This is a genomic window from Streptomyces sp. NBC_00597, assembly GCF_041431095.1.
Taxonomy (GTDB): Bacteria; Actinomycetota; Actinomycetes; order Streptomycetales; family Streptomycetaceae; genus Streptomyces.
Map to the genome: position 1 here is coordinate 5,522,347 of NZ_CP107757.1, position 18,189 is coordinate 5,540,535.

The 18,189-nt window shown below is 70.9% G+C and carries 17 protein-coding genes; 9 read left to right on the forward strand and 8 right to left on the reverse strand.

Annotated elements, in window-relative coordinates:
- The first annotated feature begins 14 nt into the window (after nt 1–14).
- Together OG974_RS25205 and OG974_RS25210 are read left to right on the forward strand one after the other, a co-directional pair.
- Complete coding sequence (locus OG974_RS25205; protein WP_371644532.1) at nt 15–974, forward strand: polysaccharide deacetylase family protein; 960 nt, start codon at nt 15–17, stop codon at nt 972–974.
- Nucleotides 971–1,843, forward strand: coding sequence for a polysaccharide deacetylase family protein (locus OG974_RS25210; protein WP_327284950.1), 873 nt, complete (start codon nt 971–973; stop codon nt 1,841–1,843). Before OG974_RS25205 ends, OG974_RS25210 begins: the two co-directional genes overlap by 4 nt.
- 1 nt (nt 1,844) lies before the next feature.
- Here the strand turns inward: OG974_RS25210 and OG974_RS25215 are convergent, their stop codons facing one another.
- From OG974_RS25215 to OG974_RS25230, 4 genes are read right to left on the reverse strand one after another with little or no spacing between them, the layout of a single operon-like run.
- On the reverse strand, nt 1,845–3,260 hold the full coding sequence (locus OG974_RS25215) for an FtsW/RodA/SpoVE family cell cycle protein (RefSeq protein ID WP_327284951.1): 1,416 nt from the start codon (nt 3,258–3,260) through the stop codon (nt 1,845–1,847).
- Nucleotides 3,248–4,522: an LCP family protein gene (locus OG974_RS25220; RefSeq protein WP_327284952.1), complete on the reverse strand. Its 1,275-nt coding sequence runs from the start codon at nt 4,520–4,522 to the stop codon at nt 3,248–3,250. The genes OG974_RS25215 and OG974_RS25220 overlap by 13 nt, the downstream gene beginning before the upstream one ends.
- 57 nt (nt 4,523–4,579) lie before the next feature.
- Nucleotides 4,580–6,013 carry a sensor histidine kinase gene (locus OG974_RS25225; RefSeq protein WP_371644535.1) on the reverse strand — a complete coding sequence of 478 codons (1,434 nt, stop codon included), beginning with the start codon at nt 6,011–6,013 and terminating at the stop codon, nt 4,580–4,582.
- Complete coding sequence (locus OG974_RS25230; protein ID WP_327284954.1) at nt 6,006–6,695, reverse strand: response regulator transcription factor; 690 nt, start codon at nt 6,693–6,695, stop codon at nt 6,006–6,008. Before OG974_RS25230 ends, OG974_RS25225 begins: the two co-directional genes overlap by 8 nt.
- Nucleotides 6,696–7,070: 375 nt before the next feature.
- On the opposite strand from OG974_RS25230, the gene groES reads away from it, so the two are divergent.
- Nucleotides 7,071–7,379 carry a co-chaperone GroES gene (gene groES, locus OG974_RS25235; protein ID WP_030154760.1) on the forward strand — a complete coding sequence of 103 codons (309 nt, stop codon included), beginning with the start codon at nt 7,071–7,073 and terminating at the stop codon, nt 7,377–7,379.
- Nucleotides 7,380–7,504: 125 nt separating this feature from the next.
- A complete protein-coding gene (groL, locus tag OG974_RS25240) occupies nt 7,505–9,133 on the forward strand; it encodes a chaperonin GroEL (protein WP_327284955.1) in 1,629 nt (542 codons plus the stop codon).
- Nucleotides 9,134–9,259: 126 nt separating this feature from the next.
- Here groL and OG974_RS25245 read toward each other — a convergent pair whose 3' ends face one another.
- The 3 genes from OG974_RS25245 to OG974_RS25255 all read right to left on the reverse strand — a co-directional run bounded on the left by OG974_RS25245 (nt 9,260) and on the right by OG974_RS25255 (nt 11,742).
- A complete protein-coding gene (locus OG974_RS25245) occupies nt 9,260–9,949 on the reverse strand; it encodes an ester cyclase (RefSeq protein ID WP_327284956.1) in 690 nt (229 codons plus the stop codon).
- A 106-nt stretch (nt 9,950–10,055) separates the two neighbouring features.
- Nucleotides 10,056–10,829: an SDR family oxidoreductase gene (locus OG974_RS25250; protein ID WP_327284957.1), complete on the reverse strand. Its 774-nt coding sequence runs from the start codon at nt 10,827–10,829 to the stop codon at nt 10,056–10,058.
- A 115-nt stretch (nt 10,830–10,944) separates the two neighbouring features.
- Complete coding sequence (locus OG974_RS25255; protein WP_371644537.1) at nt 10,945–11,742, reverse strand: MOSC domain-containing protein; 798 nt, start codon at nt 11,740–11,742, stop codon at nt 10,945–10,947.
- An 80-nt stretch (nt 11,743–11,822) separates the two neighbouring features.
- Between OG974_RS25255 and OG974_RS25260 the strand changes: the two genes are divergently transcribed.
- The gene (locus tag OG974_RS25260; RefSeq protein WP_371644539.1) at nt 11,823–12,722 is read left to right on the forward strand and encodes a LysR family transcriptional regulator; all 900 of its coding nucleotides are present in this window, start codon (nt 11,823–11,825) and stop codon (nt 12,720–12,722) included.
- Nucleotides 12,723–12,836: 114 nt separating this feature from the next.
- On the opposite strand, the gene OG974_RS25265 is transcribed toward OG974_RS25260, so the two are convergent.
- Nucleotides 12,837–13,163 (reverse strand): WhiB family transcriptional regulator, encoded by a 327-nt coding sequence (locus OG974_RS25265; protein ID WP_030864318.1) that lies wholly within the window; start codon nt 13,161–13,163, stop codon nt 12,837–12,839.
- A 379-nt stretch (nt 13,164–13,542) separates the two neighbouring features.
- On the opposite strand from OG974_RS25265, the gene OG974_RS25270 reads away from it, so the two are divergent.
- The 4 genes from OG974_RS25270 to OG974_RS25285 all read left to right on the forward strand — a co-directional run bounded on the left by OG974_RS25270 (nt 13,543) and on the right by OG974_RS25285 (nt 18,130).
- Complete coding sequence (locus tag OG974_RS25270; RefSeq protein WP_003948568.1) at nt 13,543–14,154, forward strand: response regulator transcription factor; 612 nt, start codon at nt 13,543–13,545, stop codon at nt 14,152–14,154.
- A gap of 367 nt (nt 14,155–14,521) precedes the next feature.
- Nucleotides 14,522–15,151 (forward strand): sigma-70 family RNA polymerase sigma factor, encoded by a 630-nt coding sequence (locus tag OG974_RS25275; RefSeq protein ID WP_327284960.1) that lies wholly within the window; start codon nt 14,522–14,524, stop codon nt 15,149–15,151.
- A gap of 177 nt (nt 15,152–15,328) precedes the next feature.
- Nucleotides 15,329–16,828, forward strand: coding sequence for an IMP dehydrogenase (guaB, locus tag OG974_RS25280; RefSeq protein WP_327284961.1), 1,500 nt, complete (start codon nt 15,329–15,331; stop codon nt 16,826–16,828).
- 177 nt (nt 16,829–17,005) lie between these two features.
- Nucleotides 17,006–18,130: a GuaB3 family IMP dehydrogenase-related protein gene (locus OG974_RS25285; RefSeq protein WP_327284962.1), complete on the forward strand. Its 1,125-nt coding sequence runs from the start codon at nt 17,006–17,008 to the stop codon at nt 18,128–18,130.
- The last annotated feature ends 59 nt before the right edge of the window (nt 18,131–18,189 follow it).

Consider the following 18,189-nt stretch of genomic DNA (forward strand, 5'->3'; position numbering starts at 1 on the left):
CAGGATGCGCTGCTATGCAGCTAGTCAGACAAAAGGAACATAAGACGCTCCATGGTCACCGGTCCGCGGCTGGTCCGCGCGGCCGCGTTGGGGTGGCACTGGCCGCACTGCTGGTCGCCGCCCTCGGAACGGCATGCGGCTCCGGCACGGACTCCGGTGCGCCCGCCAAGACCAACGGCGCCAAGACCGGCAAGGGCGCCGAGACCGTGGGCGCGGGCGGTGCGGTCGCCGGCTCGGCCGAGCAGCTGAAGGCCGCCCAGCAGGCCCGCGTCGCCGCGGCCAAGAAGTGGAAGCTGGCCAAGCCGCCGCTGACCGCGCCGCCCGCCCCGAAGACCAAGCCCGAGATCAGCGCCCGCGAGGGCTTCGAGGTCGAGGGCCAGGAGGACCTCCCGCCCGTCTTCACCACCGTCCCCACCGAGGAGAAGGTCGTCTTCCTGACGATCGACGACGGCGCGGAGAAGGACCCCGAGTTCCTGAAGATGATGCAGGAGCTGAAGATCCCGTACACGGCGTTCCTCAGCGACTACCTCGTCCGCGACAACTACCCCTACTTCAAGGAGATGCAGGCCGCCGGCGTCACCTTGAACAACCACACCCTCAACCACCGGTACCTGCCGGCCCTCTCGTACGAGGAGCAGCACGAGGAGATCTGCGGCCAGCAGGACACCATCCAGAAGCAGTTCGGCAAGCGGCCGACGCTGTTCCGGCCGCCGTACGGCAACTACAACCAGGACACGCTGCGCGCGGCCAAGTCCTGCGGCATCAAGGCGGTTCCGCTGTGGAACGCGGAGGCCTTCCCGAACCGCATGGACTGGCGCGAGTGGGACCGCGACCTCCACCCCGGGGACATCATCCTGACTCATTTCCGAGGGCGGGAGGACTGGAAGGGGTCCATGCCTGACATGATCCGTCATGTCATGAAGACCGTCACGGACAAGGGGTACGCCGTGGCCCGCCTGGAGGACTACTTGTGAGGCACACGCGCCGGTTGGTAGCCGGATCGCTGGCGGCCGGCGCGCTCGCGCTGTCCCTGACGGGGTGCGGGAACAGCGTGGACCCGATCGAACGACTGGGCCGCAAGACGACGGAGGCGCAGCAGCAGTCACCGACGGCGACCCCGTCGCAGTCGGCGACCGCAGCCGCGCCGGGGGACGAGGCGTACAAGAAGTGGGGCCTGTCGGCCCCGCTCCAGTTCGCCCCGAAGCCGGCCCAGAAGCCCGCCCTCGCCCCGGCGGTCCCGGGCAAGGCCCAGGTGGTGGACCGAATACCCGTCCCGGCCACCGACAAGGTCGTCTTCCTGACCTTCGACGACGGCGCGGAGAAGGACCCCGAGTTCCTGAAGATGGCGGCCGACCTCAAGCTGCCGATCAGCATGTTCCTGACGGACAACATCGCCTCGTCGGACTACGGGCACTTCGAGAAGCTCCGCGACAACGGCTCAGGCAGCACGATCAACAACCACACCCTGACGCACCCGAACCTCCGGACCCTGCCCTTCGCGGCGCAGAAGAAGGAGATATGCGGCCAGCAGGAACACCTGGAGAAGCGCTTCGGCGCCAAGCCGACCCGCTTCCGTCCGCCGTACGGCAACTACAACGACGACACCCTCAAGGCCGCCTCCGAATGCGGCATCTCGCAGGTCATCCTGTGGCGCGTGTCGATGCAGATCAACAACTTCCAGTACGCCGAGGGCTCCGCCCTCAAACCGGGCGACATCATCCTGGCCCACTTCCGCGGCCCGTCGGAACTCAAGGGCGCGACGGAGATCCAGATGACGACCCGCATGCTCCAGCGCATCCAGGAACAGGGCTACCGGATAGGCCGCCTGGAGGAATACCTCTGAATCACCCGGCACCCACCGGCGGGAGCGCCGCCACCACCGGGGTGATCGTCGTCTCCGCCGGGCCGCGGACGTCCGCCTCGCGTTGGCGTTCCGTGCTGTCGCTGATGCGCAGGAGCAGGGCGATCATGATCCAGTTGGCCAGCAGGGACGAGCCGCCCTTCGCCAGGAACGGCAGCGCCTTGCCGGTCAGGGGGATCAGGCCCGTCACACCGCCCGCCACCACGAAGACCTGGAGCGCCAGCGCCGCCGACAGGCCCACCGCCAGCAGCTTCCCGAACGGGTCGCGGGCACCCAGGGCCATCCGCAGCCCCCGCTGGACCAGGAGCGCGTACAGCACCAGTACCGCCATGACCCCGGCCAGGCCGAGCTCCTCGCCCACCGTGGTCAGGATGAAGTCGCTGCGCCCCGCGAAGCCGATCAGCTCCGGGTGGCCCATCCCCAGCCCGGTGCCCGACATGCCGCCCGTACCGAAGCTGAACAGCGCCTGTGCGGACTGGTCCGAGATGACCCCCGGCGGCCGGTCCTTCCAGTAGTACGACAGCGGTTCCAACCAGGCGGCCACGCGCCCCTTGACGTGCGGTTCCGTGGAGCCCACCACGAAGGCGCCCACACCCGCCATGAGCAGGCCGGTCACGATCCAACTGGTGCGCTCGGTGGCGACGTACAGCATCACCACGAACACGCCGAAGAAGATCAGCGACGTACCCAGGTCGCGTTCGAAGACCAGCACCAACAGCGACACGATCCACACCGTGATGATCGGCCCGAGCTGCCGCATCGGGGGCAGCCGCACGCCGAGGAACTTCCGGCCCGTCAGGGCCAGCGAGTCGCGGTGGATGACCAGGTAGCCCGCGAAGAAGACCGAGATCATGATCTTCACGAACTCGCCCGGCTGGAGCGAGAACCCGAAGAGGATGATCCAGCGCTTCGCGCCGTAGGTGTCCGCGCCGAAGAACGCCGGCGCGATCAGCAGCACCAGTGCGACGACCATCGTGATGTAGATGAACCGCTGGAGCAGCCGGTGGTCGCGCAGCAGGGCCACGACCGCGAGGCAGGCGGCCACGCCGATGACCGTCCACAGCAGCTGCCCGGGTGCGTTCGCGTCGCCGCCGTACCGCGCGATGTACGACTGGTCGAGCCGGTGCAGCAGGACCAGCCCGAGCCCGGACAGCAGCATCGCGAGCGGGAGGACCAGCGGGTCCGCGTACGCCGCGAACCGGCGCACGCCCAGGTGCCCGACCATCGCCAGCAGCGTCATGCTGATCGTGAAGCCGGCGAGGTTGGCGGGCAGTTCGCCGTTCATCGCCAGGCCGGCGCTCGCGTGCCCGAAGACGGTGAGCGCCACGACGAAGACGAGGAGCAGCGCCTCGGTACGGCGGCGGGCGCCCGCCGTGGTGAGGGGCCTCAGTCCACGCACGGGATGCCGCCACCATCGCGGGCGGGGCTGCTGCTCGCCCCCGCCGGGGCGGTCGGATCCGGGGCGGCCGGATCCGGTGCCGGACCCGAGCCGGCCGCACCCGACGCACCCGATGCGCCCGGTGCCGGTGGCGTCCCCGGTGCGTCGCTCGAACCCGGAGCGGTCGCGGAGGCGGAAGCCTGCGGTCCGATCTGCTCGGCAATGAGGCGCTTTATCTTCATATCGTCTACGACGTTTATGTCCTCCCCATGGTTCCTTCCGAACCGCTCGACGGGCAGTGTCGTGAACGCCACTTTGCCGCCGGACAGGTTCTTCGCCTGCTTCACGAACGCCAGCAGGTCCCAGCCCTCGTCCGTCACCACGTCCTGTTTCGCGGCGTCGACCAGTTTCATCAGCTTGACCGGATCGGTGAAGGTCCCGGCCGAGTTCAGCTTCTGCGCGGCTCCCGCCAGGAAGGCCTGCTGGCGCTTCGTCCGGTCCAGATCGCCCATGTCCAGGCCGTGCCGCTGCCGTACGAAGGCCAGGGACTGCTGACCGTTCAGGCTCTGGCGGCCCGCCGGGAAATCGGCGCCCGAGTACGCGTCCCGCACCGGCTTCTTCAGGCACACGGGTACGCCGCCCAGCGCGTCCGCCAGGTGGTAGAAACCAGCCAGGTTGAGTTCGGCGAAGTGATCGATCGGGACGCCCAGGAAGTTCCGTACCGTCTCGATCTGCGCCGTGCGGCCCGCCTCCCGCCCCGCGCGCTCCAGTTCCCGCGCGTCCTCGACCCCCCGGGCCGTCAGCCGCTCCTCCTCCGCGGCCTTCGCCAGCCCGTACGCCTTCTTGATCTTGTCTTTCCCCCGGCCCGGGAGGTCGACGAAGTCGTCGCGCGGGACCGAGAAGGCCTTCGCCCGGCTGCCGTCGCCGGGGACGTGGAGCAGGATCAGCGTGTTCGCGTTGTAGCCGCCGATGTCCGAGCTGCCGGCGTGCAGTTTGTCGAGGACCGCCTCGGGGAGCTTCTCGCCGTTCTGGTCGCGGCGGCTGTCCAGGCCCATCAGCAGGATGTTGGTGTCCCCGTGCTTCGACTTCTCGGCGCCGTGGAGGGCCTTGGAGCTGCCGATGCTGCCGGCGAGGTCCCGGTACGCGTACCAGGCACCAGCGGCGGCCACGGCGGCCAGCGCGCAGACGGCGACGAGCAGGGTGCGGGCGGTGCGGCGCGGCCGGTGCCGCTGCCGGCGGGGGCGGCGGGCGGGACGGCTGGGCTTCCTCCGGTGCGCGCTCATGCCAGTCGATGGTGGGGGAGGGGTGCTGAAGAAGTCCTGAGGGTCCTGAAGGCGCGTTCAGGACCCTGAGCAGGAGTCCGAGGACGAGACCGTCCCGCGCGGCAGGCGCAGGACCACGCGGGCACCGGAGCCGCCGCTTCCCCTGTCGCTTCCGTTGTCGCTTCCGCTGGCCGCGCGCGGCGGCACGGCACGGGCGTCACCGCCGTGGGCGCGGGCGATCTCACGGACGATCGACAGGCCGAGGCCGGTGCCGCCGGCGGTGCGGCCGCGGTCCGCGTCGAGCCGTACGAACCGCTCGAAGACCCGGTCCCGGTCCGGCTCCGCAATGCCCGGGCCGTCGTCCTCGACCTCCAGAACCGCCCAGCCGTCGCGCTCCGCGGACGGCTCGGTGGCCGCCCGTACGACGACCCCCGTACGGGCGTGCCGCAGCGCGTTGTCCACCAGGTTCGCCAGCGCCCGCTCCAGCCGCGCCGGGTCCCCGGCCGCCGGTACGGGTGCGGGCGCCTCCAGCCGGAGCGGGACCCGGGGCGCCGGGCGCCGGGCCAGGTCCTCCGCGGCCAGCAGGGCCAGGTCCACGGGCTCGGTCCGCGGTATTGGGCCGCCGTCGAGCCGGGCCAGCAGCAGCAGGTCCGCGGCGATGCGCTGGAGCCGCTCGGTGTCGGCCAGCGCGGCGGCGACGGACCCCCGGTCGGGGCGGCCCGTGGCCAGGGCCACCTCCAGCCGGGCCCGCACCGCGGCGAGCGGGTTCCGCAGCTCGTGAGAGGCATCGGCGGTGAACTGGCGCTGCCGGGCGTCGGACCGCTCCAGCCGGTCGAGCGTGTCGTTGACGGTCCGGGCCAGCTGCGCGATCTCGTCCGCCCCACCCGGATCGGGAACCCGCCGGTCCAGCTCGCTCGCGGTGACCGCCGCCAGGCCGGTCCGGATCGCGGTGACCGGCCGCAGCGCATGCCCCGTCACCCACCAGGCCAGGGCCGCCGCGAAGCCGATCAGCGGGGGTGCGCCGGCCAGCAGGCCGAGCGCGATGGCCCGTGTCGCGTCGTCGACGTCGCCGAGCACGGTGACGGCGTACACCTCGTGGGCTCCCGGCGCCTCGACCACGACCACCGCACGCCGTTCCGCGCCGGGGTGCGCGGGTGCAAGGACCGCGGAACGGGAGTCCTCGCCGGGTGCGCCGGGCGGCGGAGGGCGCAGACCACCCAGGTCGGGGGCGTCCCCGAGGTCCCCGGTGGAGGCGACGGTCCGGCCCTGCGCGTCCCGTACGAGGACCAGGTCCACCCCGCTCTCCGGCGCGGCCAGTCGGCCGCCGGGCGGTACGCCGTCGCCCCGGAGCTGGGCGGCGACCTTGCGGGCGGCGAGCTCGGTGCGGCCGGTGGTGTTGTCTAGGAGGTTGGCCCGCAGCAGCGTGTAGAGCCACAGACCGCCGGCGGCCAGGACGGCGGCCATGGCGAGGGCCGCGGCCACGGCCGCGCGGCGCCGGAGCGGGCTAGCCACCGTCCTGGGCCATCCGGTAGCCGGTGCCGTGGACGGTCAGGATCGAGCGACGGCCGAACGGCGCGTCGATCTTCTTGCGCAGCGAGGAGACGTACACCTCGACGATGTTCGGGTCGATGGCGTGCGGGGTGTCCCAGACCTGGTCCAGGATGTCCTGCTTGGCGACGGCCCGGCCGGGCTGCTCCATCAGGCAGGCGAGCACGCCGAGCTCGCGGGCGGTGAGCTCGATGTCGTGCGTGCCGCGGCGGCAGCGGCGGGCGGCGGGGTCGAGGAGGAGGTCGCCGGCCTGGAAGGTCGCGGGGCCCGCGGCGGCCGTGGGGGCGGCCGCGCGGCGGGCGAGGGCGCGCAGGCGCGCGGCCAGAACGACGAACGAGAACGGTTTGGTGAGGTAGTCGTCGGCGCCGGAGTCGAGGCCTTCGGCCTCGTCGTACTCGCCGTCCTTGGCGGTCAGCATGAGCACGGGCGTGGGGTCGCCGTCGGCGCGCATGCGGGCGCAGATCTCGTAGCCGCTGATGCCGGGCAGCATCAGGTCCAGGAGGACGGCGTCGTACGGACCGGTGCGGACGAGGTCCAGGCCGCGGTGGCCGTCGTGGGCGACGTCGACCCAGTGGCCGTCGGCGGAGAGGCCGCGCCGCAGGGACTCGGCGAGGCCTTCTTCGTCTTCGACCACGAGAATGCGCACCCCACCAACTGTCACACACCCCCACCCCGAGCCGGGGCCTCCGGCCGGGTCGGCCCCACCGGACGGTGGTCGTGGGCGGGTGCGGCGCCGTGCCGGGGGCGCTGCCCCCGAACTCCCGCGCCTCAAACGCCGGTGGGGCTGGAATTGCAGGGGTTCGGGGTGCCCGGGGAGCCCCTGGATGCCGAAGACGCAGCGGAGCGTGTTGGCACTCCGCTTGACCGAGTGCTAATCACCGGAATAGTCTCGCACCTGGCACTCACCCCCGGTGAGTGCCAACACAGCGACGGGCAGGTCCGGCACCCGCGACGACGGATCCACCTGGTCGCCACCTCAGACAGTTAGCCCCGTGAGATCTCCGAAGGGGGAGGTCGGATCGTGACGACCACCAGCTCCAAGGTTGCCATCAAGCCGCTTGAGGACCGCATTGTGGTCCAGCCGCTCGACGCCGAGCAGACCACGGCTTCCGGCCTGGTCATCCCGGACACCGCGAAGGAGAAGCCCCAGGAGGGCGTCGTCCTCGCCGTGGGCCCGGGCCGCTTCGAGGACGGCCAGCGTCTTCCGCTGGACGTCAGCGTCGGCGACATCGTGCTGTACAGCAAGTACGGCGGCACCGAAGTGAAGTACAGCGGCGAGGAGTACCTCGTCCTCTCGGCTCGCGACGTGCTCGCGATCATCGAGAAGTAAGACGTACAGCGTCATTCGCTTCACCTGTATTGCTTGAGCTGCGCCCCTGGTCACCCCGCTGATTGCCGGGCGGCAAGGGGCGCAGTTCGTTAAACCCGAGTTTTCGAGAGGGCTGAACCGCTCCCATGGCGAAGATCCTGAAGTTCGACGAGGACGCCCGTCGCGCCCTCGAGCGCGGCGTCAACAAGCTTGCCGACACGGTCAAGGTGACGATCGGCCCCAAGGGCCGCAACGTCGTCATCGACAAGAAGTTCGGCGCCCCCACCATCACCAACGACGGTGTCACCATCGCCCGCGAGGTCGAGCTGGACGACCCGTACGAGAACCTGGGCGCGCAGCTCGTGAAGGAGGTGGCGACCAAGACCAACGACATCGCGGGTGACGGCACCACCACCGCCACCGTGCTGGCCCAGGCGCTGGTCCGCGAGGGTCTGCGCAACGTCGCCGCGGGTGCTTCCCCGGCCGCCCTGAAGAAGGGCATCGACGCCGCGGTCAAGGCCGTGTCCGAGGAGCTCCTCGCGACCGCCCGCCCGATCGAGGACAAGTCCGACATCGCCGCCGTGGCCGCGCTCTCCGCGCAGGACCAGCAGGTCGGCGAGCTCATCGCCGAGGCGATGGACAAGGTCGGCAAGGACGGTGTCATCACCGTCGAGGAGTCCAACACCTTCGGCCTGGAGCTGGAGTTCACCGAGGGCATGGCCTTCGACAAGGGCTACCTCTCCCCGTACATGGTCACCGACCAGGAGCGTATGGAGGCCGTCCTCGACGACCCGTACATCCTGATCAACCAGGGCAAGATCTCCTCCATCCAGGACCTGCTGCCCCTGCTGGAGAAGGTCATCCAGGCCGGCGGCTCCCGCCCGCTGCTGATCATCGCCGAGGACGTCGAGGGCGAGGCGCTCTCCACCCTCGTCGTCAACAAGATCCGCGGCACCTTCAACGCGGTTGCCGTCAAGGCCCCGGGCTTCGGCGACCGCCGCAAGGCGATGCTCCAGGACATGGCCACCCTCACCGGTGCCACCGTCATCGCCGAGGAGGTCGGCCTCAAGCTCGACCAGGCCGGTCTCGACGTCCTCGGCTCTGCGCGCCGCGTGACCATCTCCAAGGACGACACCACGGTCGTCGACGGTGGCGGCAGCTCCGACGAGGTCCTCGGCCGCGTCAACCAGATCAAGGCCGAGATCGAGTCCACGGACTCGGACTGGGACCGCGAGAAGCTGCAGGAGCGCCTGGCGAAGCTCGCCGGCGGCGTCTGCGTCATCAAGGTCGGCGCCGCCACCGAGGTGGAGCTCAAGGAGAAGAAGCACCGCCTTGAGGACGCCATCTCGGCGACCCGCGCCGCGGTCGAGGAGGGCATCGTCTCCGGCGGTGGCTCCGCGCTCGTCCACGCCGTGAAGGTGCTGGAGGGCAACCTGGGTCTGTCCGGCGACGAGGGCACGGGTGTCGCGGTCGTCCGCCGCGCCGCCGTCGAGCCGCTGCGCTGGATCGCCGAGAACGCCGGCCTTGAGGGCTACGTCATCACCTCGAAGGTGGCGGAGCTGGAGAAGGGCAACGGCTTCAACGCCGCTACCGGCGAGTACGGCGACCTGGTCAAGGCCGGCGTCATCGACCCGGTCAAGGTCACCCGTTCCGCGCTGGAGAACGCCGCTTCCATCGCCTCCCTGCTGCTCACGACCGAGACCCTGGTCGTCGAGAAGCCGGCCGAGGACGAGGGCGACGCCGGTCACGGCCACGGTCACGGCCACAGCCACTGACCCGTGTAGTCGAACGGAGGAAGGCCCCGGTCGTCGCCGCCAACGCGGTGGTGACCGGGGCCTTTCCCATGGGTTCGGGGGTTCGGGGGTGCGGAGGGTTCGGGGGCGCGGGGGTGCGGGAGGCGGTTACATCGCGCCCAGTTCCCTCATCAGGCGCATGGCGTCGTAGTGCCACCAGCCTTCTTTGATCATTCCGTCCTCGCACCGGAAGACCGTCGTACCGGTCATCGTGCACGTCTTGCCGGTCGGGCTGATCCCCATGAACTCGCCCTTGTGCTTGCCGGTCCAGGTCCACATCGTGGTGACGTAGTCGTCCTGCGCCATCTGGGCGTCCCGCGTGAAGGTGAAGTCGAACGCGCTGCGCCACATCCCGACGTCCTCGCGGATGCCGTCGCGGCCCATCTTGTCCACGGGGTTGCTGATGTCGTGGTCCCGGTAGTCCGCCGCGAAGATCTCGTCCACGACGGACATGTCGCCCTTCATGGCGACGTCGTCGTACATGCGGTTCGCGAGCAGCGTGTTGAGGTGCTCGTCGCGGATGACGTCCAGGTTGGTGAACCTGGGCATCCCGTCGCAGAGGGCCATCATCTCCTGGAACATCTTGTCCGTCTCGGGGAGGTGAGAGTTCTTCATGGCCGCTTCGTACGACGGGAATTCGACGACGTCCACGAAGTGCGTGTCGGATTCGCGGTCCCTGCCCACGACGGTGTGGGACACGGTGCGCTTGCCCTTCGTCTTCGCCAGGTACCGGTCGATGACCTCGTTGACGGCATCCGGCTTGCTGGTCTCGTAATCGACTATTTGTACGAATGTCATGGTGTGCTCCCGGGCTGGATGGGACACGTCCAGTTTAGGGAGATTTCACCCGGTCGGCCGGTTTCAGGGCAGGCCTACCCGCAGGTCACTTGGGCGGTCACCCGCACTACTGCGGACCGTACTTGCGGCCCGTGCGCGAGGACACCCCGCCCAGTAGCCCGCGCGGGGTCAGCTTCACCACGCCCATCAGCGCCTTGTACCGCGGGTCCGGGATCGAGACGGTCTTGCCGCGCGCCAGGTCGGCCAGGGCCGCGGCGACCAGCTTGTCCGCGTCCAGCCACATCCAGTTGGGGATGTTGTCCGTTCCCATGCCGGCGCGCTGGTGGAACTCGGTCCGTACGAAGCCGGGGCACAGCGCCATCAGCCGTACGCCCGATCCCCCCAGGTCCTTCGCCGCGCCCTGGGTGAACTGCACGACCCACGCCTTGCTCGCCCCGTACGTCCCGCGCGGCACGAACGCCGCCACCGAGGCCACGTTGATGACGCCGCCGCGCCCGCGCGAGCGCATCGACTCGGTGGCCGCCGACGTCAGCCGCAGGACGGCCTCGATGTGCACCTTCAGCATGGTCAGCTCATCGGCCATGGAGACTTCGAGGTACCGGCCCTTGTTGCCGAAGCCCGCGTTGTTGACCAGCAGGTCCACCGGGTGCGTACGGTCGCCGAGGCGCTGTTCCACCGCCGCGATGCCTTCGTCGGTGGACAGGTCGGCGGTCAGTACCTCGGCCTCGATGCCGTGCCGGTCGTGCAGCTCGGTGGCCTGCTCGCCGAGCCGCTTCGTGTCGCGGGCCACCAGCACGAGGTTGTGGCCCTGGGCGGCGAGCCGCCGGGCGAAAGCGGCGCCGATGCCCGCCGTGGATCCCGTAATCAACGCAGTCGTCATAGGCGCAACCTAGCCGCCCCCGGCGACAGCTCAAGGGGAGCCCGCCGGGCGGTACCCCTTCGTGACGCAGCGCGGCGCGGACCGTCGCTTCCCGCTGCGGAACCGTTACTTCCGGCTACTTGTCGGCCACTTCCCGGGCCGGCGCGGCCGCATCGGCGCCGACTCCCGGGCCGGTACCCGCACTTCCCGTACGCACCCGTGCCCGCTCCCCGTACTTCTCCAGGTACGAGCGGACCGCCTCGTGCCCCGCCGGCTCCATCGCCGCGCCCGCCGCCAGGGTGCGCGGGAGCAGCGACCGCTCGGTGGTGAAGGCCCGGAACCAGAGCTCCACCGTCACGTCGTGGTCCGGGCGGTGGAGGACCTCGACGCGGTCGCCGGGGGAGACCGGACCCTCCTGGACCACGCGCAGGTACGCGCCCGGCCGCGCGGCCCGTGTGAACCGCTTGACCCAGGCCTTCTCGCCGAGGGCGCCCTGGAAGGTGCGGCACGGGATGCGGGCCGAGGCCACTTCGAGGACGAGGTCCGCGCCGACCCGCCAGCGCTCGCCGAGCAGTGCGCCGGTCAGGTCGAGGCCGGTGGTGGTGAGGTTCTCGCCGAAGAGCCCGGCGGGCAGCGCGCGGCCCAGCTCGCGTTCCCACCAGTCGAGGTCCTCGCGCGCGTAGGCGTAGACGGCCTGGTGGTCCCCGCCGTGGTGGCGCAGGTCGCAGACGGCGTCGCCGTCGAGTCCGCCGGCGCCGATGCCCTTGGGCCCGGGGGAGGACACCCGGACCGGGCCGGGGACGGGGCGCTTGCCGATGCCGGTCGCCCCGCCCTCCGCGTCGGTGTAGTCGACGGCCGTCGCGCGACCGAGGTTCACGGAGAGGACGCGCCGGGGCGCCACGGGGGCGGGGGCGGCGGAGGTGATGGGGGCCATGCGGGACACGCTAGCCCAGCCCCCTCAAAGGGGCACGGGAATATTGGCGCTGCGATCAAAGTGGGGCTTATGCTTCAAGGATGATCGAGGCACGTCATCTCCGGGTACTGCGCGCCGTCGCCGGCACCGGATCCTTCTCCGCCGCCGCCCGCGAGCTCGGCTGCACCCAGCCCGCCGTCTCCCAGCAGATGAAGGCGCTGGAGCAGTCGGCCGGCACCCCGCTGCTCATCCGGGCCGGCCGCGAGATGCGGCTGACCCAGGCCGGCACGGCCCTGGTCCGGCACGCCGCCGGGATCCTCGCCGGGCTGACCGCCGCCGAGGAGGAGGTCGCGGCCATCGCCGGGCTGCGCGCGGGCCGGGTCCGGCTGGTGTCCTTCCCCAGCGGGAGCTCCACGCTGGTGCCCACCGCGCTCGCCGCGATGCGCGCCGAGCACCCCGGCACCCGGATCTCGCTGGTCGAGGCGGAGCCGCCGCGGTCGGTGGAGATGCTGCGCGAGGGCGACTGCGACCTGGCACTGGCCTTCCGGTACGGCGGGGCTGCGGGTTCGGCCGCGGAGTGGGAGGACCTCGTCGTACGGCCGCTGCTCACGGACCGGCTCGTCGGGCTGGTCCCCGAGGGGCACCGGCTGGCCGGGGCGGAGCGCGTGGGCATGGCGGAACTGGCCGACGAGCCCTGGATCGCGGGCTGTCCGCGCTGTCGCCGCCATCTGGTGGAGGTGTGCGAGGCGGCGGGCTTCACCCCGCGCATCGACTTCGCGACCGACGACTACCCGGCCGTGGTCGGCCTGGTCGGCGCCGGACTGGGCGTCGCGGTGCTGCCGGAGCTCGCCGTGGAGTCCGTACGGGCCAAGGGCGTGAGCACGGTGGCCGTGGAGCCCGCAGTGAAGCGGGAGGTCGTGGCGCTGACCCTGCCAGACCTGGCCCGGGTGCCGGCCGTTGCGGCGACGCTGGCCGAGCTGGAGCGGGCCGCCACGCGCTGACCTTTGACCGTACGGGAGTACGGCGGTACGGCCGATCGCGTGGCGTTCCGGTCCGTGACCCGGGTCGGGCGGCCAGGAGAAACGTTCCTTCGTGCGTTTCGGCGAATCCGCGGATCAGTGCGGGGGCAGGGGTCCGATCGTGCTCGACGCGGGGATCAGGCGATGGCGTGCGCGTCCCATCAGCTCTTCGCGCTCGTCTTCGGTGAGGCCGCCCCACACCCCGTAGGGCTCGCGGACGGCCAGTGCGTGCGCGGCGCATTCCGAGCGCACCGGGCATCTCATGCAGACCTCTTTAGCCGAGGCCTCGCGCGCACTCCTGGCCGCGCCCCGCTCGCCTTCCGGGTGGAAGAAGAGGGAGCTGTCGACCCCCCGGCAGGCGGCCAGCAGCTGCCAGTCCCAGAGGTCGGCGTTCGGTCCGGGGAGGCGGGAGAAATCTGCCATGGGTAGTCCTCTTGGTGCCGGTACTGAGACGGATACGGTCCAAGTCTCCACACCTACTGTCGTAGTAGATGTAAATATGACTCATTGGGAATCTAGCCTCAGACACGTGCCAAACGGAAGGAAAGCCGCCAAATAGGGCATAGCTCCAGATGGAGGACGCGCGGCGAGTGGCAGCCGCGTCGTGATCGCATCCTCACGTAGAGTGCCGAAGGTGTCCGTCCGACCCGTAACTCTTTCGAGTGACCATCGTTGAGAGTGCGAAGGCGGTTGAACCAAGAAGTTCCCGGACAGGTGTCCGAGGGCATCGACCGCACAGGTGACGATACGTACCAGCCTGGAGGCTCAAGGTGACGCGCATCAGCAGCTGCGGAGGGCGGTCATGACTTCCGTCCTCGTCTGCGACGACTCCCCGCTTGCCCGAGAGGCGCTCCGTCGCGCGGTTGCCACCGTGCCCGGCGTCGAGCGTGTGACGACGGCTGCCAACGGCGAGGAAGTCCTCCGCCGCTGGGGTGCCGACCGCTCCGACCTGATTCTGATGGATGTACGGATGCCGGGGCTGGGCGGTGTGGAGACGGTGCGCCGGCTGCTCTCGGCCGATCCGGGCGCCCGCATCATCATGCTGACGGTCGCCGAGGACCTGGACGGGGTGGCCCTCGCGGTCGCCGCCGGCGCCCGGGGCTATCTGCACAAGGACGCCTCGCGCGCCGAACTGCGGGCCACGGTCACCCAGGCCCTCGCCGACCCGACCTGGCGACTGGCCCCGCGCCGGCTCCGCTCGGCCGAGATGGGCGCCGCGCCCACGCTCACCGCGCGCGAGATCCAGGTCCTGGAGGGCATGAGTCACGGCCGGTCCAACGCGGAGATCGGGCGCGAGCTCTTCCTCTCCGAGGACACGGTCAAGACACACGCCCGCCGACTGTTCAAGAAGCTGGGCGCCTCGGACCGGGCGCACGCCGTGGCGCTCGGATTCCGCTGGGGCTTGGTCCGCTGACCGTGAGCCCGCAGGCCGGAGGCTGAGAGCGGTCCCGTCCGCCACCGGCGGGCGGGGCGCCGTGCCGAGGCCGGCGGCCCGTCGGCCACGGCCCGTTCCCTGCCGATCCGGCCCGTCCGTTCCCGTCCCGCCGTACCCGGTGCGTACCCGGGGACGGGCGGGGCACAATCGGGGGACGTGTCGCTTCGCGCGCGATGCCGCATGCTTGAGGTGTGGCGCATTTTCTGGGATGGGGCCTCGGGGAGTATTCGGTCGAGCGGGAGGGGAGGGCGCAGTGACGAGCTCAGGCGCACCCGCTCATAACGCTTCGACGCACAACACGGGCCGTGGTGCCGCGAATGCCCCGGCGCCAAGGCACCATGGATTGATGCGCGACGACGAGGCCCCGGGGGCACCCGCGGCCACAGGTTCCACCGGCGCCGCCAAGAGCGGCAGCGCCGGGGCCGTCAGCGCGCTCGTACGCCGTGCGGTGGAGGGCGACGAGCAGGCCACGCACGACCTGCTCGCCTTCGTGCACCCGCTGGCCATCCGCTACTGCCGTGCCCGGCTCTCGCGGCTTCCGGGCGACGCCCGCCACTTCGTGGAGGACCTCGCACAGGAGGTCTGCGTGGCCGTGCTGATGGCGCTGCCGCGGTACCGGGACACCGGCCGGCCCTTCGAAGCCTTCGTCTTCGCCATCGCCGCGCACAAGGTCGCCGACCTCCAGCGGGCCGCCATGCGGCACCCGGGGAGTACGGCCGTGCCCTCGGACGAGATGCCCGAGCGGCCGGACGACTCGCTGGGCCCGGAGGAGCGGGCGCTGCTGAGCAGTGACGCCGCCTGGGCCAAGAAGCTGCTGGCCAACCTTCCGGAGAACCAGCGCGAGCTCCTCGTACTGCGGGTGGCGGTCGGGCTGACCGCCGAGGAGACCGGGCAGATGCTCGGGATGTCCCCCGGCGCGGTGCGGGTGGCACAGCACCGTGCGCTCAGCCGGCTGCGGGCGCTCGCCGAGCAGTAGCCGGGAGCAGTGACCCGGAGACGATCGGGGCGGACGTGCATGTTCCGCCGAGATCCCGCTGCCTATCAATAGTAGGAAGCCACGAAACTTGGGCTTGATTGAGCTCGTGGAATGAGACGCGCCGCGATCCCGTTAGCATGGAGACCCGCGCTGAGCAAGACCATTTGGGAAGGTGTCATGACCGCCGACGGAGTGCCCGACAAATTCGCCACGCTCGGACTGACCTACGACGACGTGCTGCTGCTGCCGGGCGCGTCCGATATGGCGCCGGACGAGATCGACACCTCCTCCCTCATCTCGCGGAACGTGCGCGTGAACGTTCCGCTGCTCTCCGCCGCGATGGACAAGGTCACCGAGGCCCGCATGGCCATCGCGATGGCCCGCCAGGGCGGCGTCGGCGTCCTGCACCGCAACCTGTCGATCGCCGACCAGGCCAACCAGGTCGACCTGGTCAAGCGCTCCGAGTCCGGCATGGTCACCGACCCGATCACGGTGCACCCCGACGCGACGCTGCGCGAAGCCGACGAGCTCTGCGCGAAGTTCCGCATCTCCGGGGTCCCGGTCACCGACCCCGCCGGCAAGCTGCTGGGCATCGTCACCAACCGCGACATGGCCTTCGAGTCGGACCGCAGCCGCCAGGTGCGCGAGGTCATGACCCCGATGCCGCTGGTCACGGGCAAGGTCGGCATCTCCGGCGTGGACGCCATGGAGCTGCTGCGCCGCCACAAGATCGAGAAGCTTCCGCTGGTCGACGAGGCGGGCATCCTCAAGGGCCTCATCACGGTCAAGGACTTCGTCAAGGCCGAGAAGTACCCGAACGCCGCCAAGGACAAGGGTGGCCGCCTCCTGGTCGGCGCCGCGGTCGGCGTCGCCGGTGACGCGTACGACCGCGCCCAGGCCCTGATCGAGGCGGGCGCCGACTTCATCGTCGTCGACACGGCCCACGGCCACTCCCGCCTGGTCGGCGACATGGTCGCCAAGATCAAGTCGAACGCCTCCGTCGACGTCATCGGCGGCAACGTCGCCACCCGTGACGGTGCCCAGGCGCTGATCGACGCCGGCTGCGACGGCATCAAGGTCGGTGTCGGCCCCGGCTCCATCTGCACCACCCGCGTCGTCGCCGGCATCGGCGTCCCGCAGGTCACCGCCATCTACGAGGCCTCGCTCGCCGCGAAGGCGGCCGGCGTCCCCGTCATCGGCGACGGCGGCCTCCAGTACTCCGGCGACATCGCCAAGGCACTCGTCGCGGGCGCCGACACGGTGATGCTCGGCTCGCTGCTCGCGGGCTGCGAGGAGTCCCCCGGCGAGCTGCTCTTCATCAACGGCAAGCAGTTCAAGTCGTACCGCGGCATGGGCTCGCTCGGCGCGATGCAGTCGCGCGGCGACCAGCGTTCCTTCTCCAAGGACCGCTACTTCCAGGAGGGCGTGGGCGGCGACGACAAGCTCATCCCCGAGGGCATCGAGGGCCAGGTCCCGTACCGCGGCCCGCTCTCCGCGGTCGTGCACCAGCTCGTCGGAGGCCTGCGCCAGTCGATGTTCTACGTCGGCGGCCGCACCGTGCCGGAGCTCCAGGACCGCGGCCGCTTCGTCCGCATCACCTCGGCGGGCCTCAAGGAGAGCCACCCGCACGACATCCAGATGACGGTCGAGGCGCCGAATTACTCCCGTAAGGGCTGATCAGGCTACAAGCGACGGTGAAGGGCGGCCCCGGGTTACCGGGGCCGCCCTTCACCGTTCCCGGGCGGGCCGCCGCCGGAGCGGCTGGATCGGGCGTCCGTACGGCGGTCACCGGAACGCGCGGGGCCGGGGTTCGGGGATACTGGACGGGCAGACCCAGAGGAAAGGCCACCACACGTGACTGAGATCGAGATCGGGCGCGGCAAGCGCGGCCGCAGGGCGTACGCGTTCGACGACATCGCCATCGTCCCGAGCCGGCGTACGCGGGACCCGAAGGAGGTCTCGATCGCCTGGCAGATCGACGCCTACCGCTTCGAGCTCCCGTTCCTCGCCGCCCCCATGGACTCGGTCGTCTCCCCGCAGACCGCCATCCGCATCGGCGAGCTCGGCGGCCTCGGCGTGCTGAACCTCGAAGGCCTGTGGACCCGCTACGAGGACCCGCAGCCGCTGCTCGACGAGATCACGGAGCTGGACGAGGAGTCCGCCACCCGTCGTCTCCAGGAGATCTACTCCGCCCCCATCCAGGCGGACCTGATCCGGCAGCGCATCAAGGAGGTCCGCGACTCCGGTGTCGTCACCGCCGCCGCGCTCTCCCCGCAGCGCACCGCCGAGTTCTCCAAGGCCGTCGTCGACGCGGGCGTGGACATCTTCGTGATCCGCGGCACCACCGTGTCGGCGGAGCACGTCTCCGGCGCCGCCGAGCCGCTGAACCTCAAGCAGTTCATCTACGAGCTCGACGTCCCGGTCATCGTCGGCGGCTGCGCCACGTACACCGCGGCCCTGCACCTGATGCGTACCGGCGCCGCGGGCGTCCTGGTCGGCTTCGGCGGCGGCGCCGCGCACACCACGCGCAACGTGCTCGGCATCCAGGTCCCGATGGCCACCGCCGTCGCGGACGTGGCCGCGGCCCGCCGCGACTACATGGACGAGTCCGGCGGCCGCTACGTGCACGTCATCGCCGACGGCGGCGTGGGCTGGTCGGGCGACCTCCCCAAGGCCGTCGCCTGCGGTGCGGACGCCGTGATGATGGGCTCCCCGCTGGCCCGTGCCACCGACGCGCCCGGCAAGGGCCACCACTGGGGCATGGAGGCCGTCCACGAGGACGTGCCGCGCGGCAAGAAGGTCGACCTGGGCACGGTCGGCACCACCGAGGAGATCCTCACCGGCCCGTCGCACATCTCGGACGGCTCGATGAACCTCTTCGGCGCGCTGCGCCGCTCGATGGCCACCACGGGCTACAGCGAGCTCAAGGAGTTCCAGCGCGTCGAGGTCACGGTCGCGGACTCGCAGCACCGCCGCTGACCCCCGCGTACGCCTAAGGGCCGGCCCCGGACGGGGCCGGCCCTTAGGCGTACCGCGGT

Excerpts from the sequence above, each read along its gene's own strand:
- OG974_RS25220 (WP_327284952.1), bottom strand. The coding sequence starts at position 4,522 with ATGAGCGCGCACCGGAGGAAGCCCAGCCGTCCCGCCCGCCGCCCCCGC.
- OG974_RS25265 (WP_030864318.1), bottom strand. The coding sequence starts at position 13,163 with ATGGCAGATTTCTCCCGCCTCCCCGGACCGAACGCCGACCTCTGGGAC.
- OG974_RS25250 (WP_327284957.1), bottom strand. The coding sequence starts at position 10,829 with ATGACGACTGCGTTGATTACGGGATCCACGGCGGGCATCGGCGCCGCT.
- groL (WP_327284955.1), top strand. The coding sequence starts at position 7,505 with ATGGCGAAGATCCTGAAGTTCGACGAGGACGCCCGTCGCGCCCTCGAG.
- guaB (WP_327284961.1), top strand. The coding sequence starts at position 15,329 with ATGACCGCCGACGGAGTGCCCGACAAATTCGCCACGCTCGGACTGACC.
- OG974_RS25255 (WP_371644537.1), bottom strand. The coding sequence starts at position 11,742 with ATGGCCCCCATCACCTCCGCCGCCCCCGCCCCCGTGGCGCCCCGGCGC.
- OG974_RS25245 (WP_327284956.1), bottom strand. The coding sequence starts at position 9,949 with ATGACATTCGTACAAATAGTCGATTACGAGACCAGCAAGCCGGATGCC.
- OG974_RS25205 (WP_371644532.1), top strand. The coding sequence starts at position 15 with ATGCAGCTAGTCAGACAAAAGGAACATAAGACGCTCCATGGTCACCGG.
- OG974_RS25275 (WP_327284960.1), top strand. The coding sequence starts at position 14,522 with ATGCGCGACGACGAGGCCCCGGGGGCACCCGCGGCCACAGGTTCCACC.
- OG974_RS25260 (WP_371644539.1), top strand. The coding sequence starts at position 11,823 with ATGATCGAGGCACGTCATCTCCGGGTACTGCGCGCCGTCGCCGGCACC.
- OG974_RS25270 (WP_003948568.1), top strand. The coding sequence starts at position 13,543 with ATGACTTCCGTCCTCGTCTGCGACGACTCCCCGCTTGCCCGAGAGGCG.